General features: G+C 39.2%; 4 protein-coding genes and 1 pseudogene. 2 read left to right on the top strand and 3 right to left on the bottom strand.

Translation table 11 applies throughout. The annotated features are described in order from the left end of the window. The first annotated feature begins 244 nt into the window (after positions 1 to 244). A complete protein-coding gene (locus VXK47_RS00160) occupies positions 245 to 604 on the top strand; it encodes an SEC-C metal-binding domain-containing protein (protein WP_435546748.1) in 360 nt (119 codons plus the stop codon). Here the strand turns inward: VXK47_RS00160 and VXK47_RS00155 are convergent. The 3 genes from VXK47_RS00155 to VXK47_RS00145 form a co-directional block, all read right to left on the bottom strand. Next, positions 554 to 823 carry a hypothetical protein gene (locus VXK47_RS00155; RefSeq protein WP_435546747.1) on the bottom strand — a complete coding sequence of 90 codons (270 nt, stop codon included), beginning with the start codon at positions 821 to 823 and terminating at the stop codon, positions 554 to 556. The two genes, VXK47_RS00160 and VXK47_RS00155, sit on opposite strands and share 51 nt — an antisense overlap. A gap of 11 nt (positions 824 to 834) precedes the next feature. Further along, positions 835 to 1,080 carry a BrnT family toxin gene (locus VXK47_RS00150; protein ID WP_435546746.1) on the bottom strand — a complete coding sequence of 82 codons (246 nt, stop codon included), beginning with the start codon at positions 1,078 to 1,080 and terminating at the stop codon, positions 835 to 837. A 318-nt stretch (positions 1,081 to 1,398) separates the two neighbouring features. Next, positions 1,399 to 2,073, bottom strand: a complete 675-nt coding sequence (locus tag VXK47_RS00145; RefSeq protein WP_435546745.1) for a transposase — start codon at positions 2,071 to 2,073, stop codon at positions 1,399 to 1,401. Positions 2,074 to 2,128: 55 nt separating this feature from the next. Here VXK47_RS00145 and VXK47_RS00140 point away from each other — a divergent pair. Beyond that, positions 2,129 to 3,032, top strand: a pseudogene (locus VXK47_RS00140) (IS1595-like element ISDssp6 family transposase); the annotation flags it as partial.

Below are 3,032 nucleotides of genomic sequence, written 5' to 3'. Positions count from 1 at the left end.
TTGATCGTGTTTTTCGAATGACCCGTTTCTCTGACTATCTCCTTTACCTTCTTGCCATAAACCCGATGACTCGTCCGAATAAAATCATATTGATCCACCGTAAGCATTCTCCTTTCCTCCAATAATTTTTGATTGCCGTCCAGACAATCACATTATCAGAGTTCGCTTTTTGGGGGGTCAATTTTGGGTTATCGTTTAGGCCCAAAAGGGGTCAATTTTAGATTAGCGAAACCAAAGGGGTTTTATGGCAACTTTTGCTTTACGTTTTTCGGATGATCTAAAAGAAAAAGCTCAGTTATTCTCGAAGCGAATTGGTCTTTCCCTTAATGCGGTGATTATCGTTGCTCTGGATGAGTATTTAAGGGTTCGTACTGGAAAAAAATCTGGTTCCTTAATTGATTCTGTAGCAGCTGAAAAATCAAATGTTCTTGATTCTGCGAATACGAATGATCTTGCCCAGGCTGATGTTCTTGTTTCTCGAAATGCTCCTTGTTCTTGTGGCAGTGGTAAAAAATATAAGAAGTGTTGTGGTTCCTATCAAATAACAAAGAGTTTACCGGGAAGCCCGCTTTTTGGACGATCCGGTGGAACGACTTGTTGTTAGGCGTTTTGTCGACTGAGTTATTAATAGGAGTGATCTCAATGCTTCATTGACCGAAGCAGAATCATGAAATGCTTTTGCTATTTCAGGTTCAAGAATAATGACATTAGACCCTTCTTCAAGAAGCCGCCGGTAGTATTTACCCCTAACTGCTTTAGAATAGTCAAAATCATATTCGGGGCGAAGATCGTCGACAACTGGTTTACTTGCTTTGCTTTTCATGTTTTTTCCTTTCATGGGTTGTTGCCGGTCTGGCGCTTATGATACGAGTATTCTTTCCCCTCTGTGTGTGCAATAATGAGAAGGCGCGTTTTAGAGGAGAAACCGATTGTTATGAAACGCTGTTCTTCTACCGAATGATCGGGATCATCAAAGGTGGCTGAAAAAGGGTCGTAAAAAGCAGTGACGGCTTCATCAAAGGAAACGCCGTGTTTCTTGAAATTCTCTTTGGCCTTCTTTGTATCCCATTCAAATTGCATTTGTCTATTTTATCGCATCTATATTATTATATCTACGCCTAACGAATAGCGTTTTATCAATTGTCCAGCCATTATAAAACCATATAGTTGTATTCTATAGTAAATTTCCGTAAAACCTGCAAATGATATTTATGTGAACGGGATGGCTTAACAAATCATCAAACTTTTCTTTGAATGGCACTGTATTTCCCGGAAAAATCAGAAGTCATAATTATAAGTCTGTTTGAGCTTTTTTAGATAATGGTTTTTGGACTCCATGGCTAAAGAAACATTATTCTCTTCTTGTCCCTTATTTTTTTTAATATCCCAATAACGATGTTATGTTAATCGCTTTAGGGAATAAATGCCGTCAAATCCTGTGATTCGCTTGGGCGTTTTTTCATTAACCGATAGGAAATAACCTTTAAATTGCTGGTATAGTTCAGATACAAATGCCTTGCTGCCGATAATGCCCGAATCGGTAAAATAACGGCTGCGATGCAAAAACCTGTCCACGCGGCTGATTTCATATGAGCGTTTTCGTTCTTTATTTACGATAGCAGCAGGGATAGTCTTTTTATTTTTCTGTTCAGACCTGTCAATTGCTCCGGCTTCGTATACATATCGCCGATAACGGTTCAGCAGCTTTTTATTATCCGAATGTCCGAATTCTTTTAAACCGAAATCCCAGGATAGAAAATCATCCTTGTTGCCGGTTTGAACATGATAGCCGATTGAATTCCATCTGTAATCATCAGGCCTTTCAACTATTCCAGCACGTACTGGGTTCAAATCAATATATGCCAGACAATGAATAATGGTATTGCCGTTTTCAACTATAACGCTTTTAAACCTTTCTGACCAGAGAGTTCCTTTGCGATTGCGGTTTTTATTAAAACTTCTTGAAAATGTTTGTTTTATCTCACGCATAAACTCAGACAGGCTTGACCATTTGACTCTGTACCGGTCAATGTGATCTGCTGAAAAACATTTGTCGTTTCTATAATAAAGCATTGGCCTATTGACTTAGCTGACCCAATTATTTATAATAAACATCATGAGCAGCAATATTGGGGTTAAGCAAAATTATGGGGAAATGAGTTGGTTGATTTTCCAGGAAGACTTTCAGAGTGAAGATGACTGTTATGCCTGGCTGCTCAAAACTCGCTGGCCAGAAGGATTTATTTGTCCTAAATGCGGGAGTAAGGATTATTGGTCAATTTCAGCTCAACAACAATTGTATAAATGTAAAAGTTGCCGCAATAGGGTTTCTCTGACCTCGGGGACTATTTTTCACAAAACGAGAACACCTTTACTAAAATGGTTTATGTTAATTTTTAGAATGGCTACTTCTAAAACCGGAGTATCCATAAATGAAATGGCGAGAGAACTGGAGATCAATGACTATAAGACAGTTTGGACAATGGCCCATAAGATACGAAAAGCCATGGCAGATCGAGATAACCAATACAAGTTGGCAGGGTTAGCAGAAATGGATGAATCTTTTTTCGGTCCAAGCTTTTCAGGCAAAAGAGGCCGGGGAGCAGAGAAAAAAGAATTGGTTATTGTTGCAGTTTCCATTTGGAGAGATAAAGCAGGAAAAGAGCGGCCTGGTTTTGCTCATGCGTTTGTAGTAGAAAAGGCAGATGCAGAGACTATCGAGAACATTTTAAAACGCCTTGATGTTTCAGCGGAAGAAAGGAAGCCTTTAATAGATGTCATCCGTTCAGATGGCTGGAGGAGCTATCAAACTGTTACAAAAAAGTTGGGAATAGTTCACCATAGGGCTTTATTGATCCAAAAGATTCTATGAAATTGCTGCCCTGGACTCATAAGATAATTGCCAATGCAAAATCAGTTTTTGCAGGCCCGCATAGAGGCGTATCGAAAAAGCATCTCCAGAGCTATCTTTCAGAGGTATGCTATCGTTTCAATCGTAGGTTTTGGAATAAGGAAGTGTTCCATCGCTTATT

The sequence above is a fragment of the Desulfobacterium sp. N47 genome (assembly GCF_051233685.1).
Lineage (GTDB): Bacteria > Desulfobacterota > Desulfobacteria > Desulfobacterales > RPRI01 > RPRI01.
The sequence above is the reverse complement of the archived record's forward strand: the minus strand, read 5'-3'. Positions and strand labels throughout refer to the sequence as shown.

What these genes read in the sequence shown, in the direction of transcription:
- VXK47_RS00160 (WP_435546748.1), top strand. Translation starts at nt 245, where the DNA reads ATGGCAACTTTTGCTTTACGTTTTTCGGATGATCTAAAAGAAAAAGCT.
- VXK47_RS00155 (WP_435546747.1), bottom strand. Translation starts at nt 823, where the DNA reads ATGAAAAGCAAAGCAAGTAAACCAGTTGTCGACGATCTTCGCCCCGAA.
- VXK47_RS00150 (WP_435546746.1), bottom strand. Translation starts at nt 1,080, where the DNA reads ATGCAATTTGAATGGGATACAAAGAAGGCCAAAGAGAATTTCAAGAAA.
- VXK47_RS00145 (WP_435546745.1), bottom strand. Translation starts at nt 2,073, where the DNA reads ATGCTTTATTATAGAAACGACAAATGTTTTTCAGCAGATCACATTGAC.